Here is a 254-nt window from a genome sequence, read left to right as displayed (position 1 = left end):
GGTGTATCTGGCGACGGTGCTGGACTGCTTCAGCAAGAAGGTCGTCGGTTACGCGTTGGCCGATCACATGCGCACGGAGTTGGTCACAGACGCGATGGGGATGGCGATCCGCAACAGTAGTATCCGTTGAGCGGTGGGACGAATTTCGGACCGGTTCCAAACATGATTTCACGCTGCTTGTTGGGCCTCGTACCAGGCCGCCTCGACCCGATTCGGGGTTGAATACTCCAGACCCGAGTGCAACCTTTTCTGAT

The 254-nt window shown here is 57.5% G+C and carries 1 pseudogene; it reads left to right on the top strand.

Going from position 1 to position 254, the window contains the following annotated elements:
- A pseudogene (locus C3E87_RS15010) lies at positions 1 to 106 on the top strand (hypothetical protein); the annotation flags it as partial.
- Positions 107 to 254: the final 148 nt, after the last annotated feature.

It is taken from the genome of Tessaracoccus sp. ZS01 (genome assembly GCF_022342445.1).
GTDB lineage: Bacteria > Actinomycetota > Actinomycetes > Propionibacteriales > Propionibacteriaceae > Arachnia.
The sequence above is the reverse complement of the archived record's forward strand: the minus strand, read 5'-3'. Positions and strand labels throughout refer to the sequence as shown.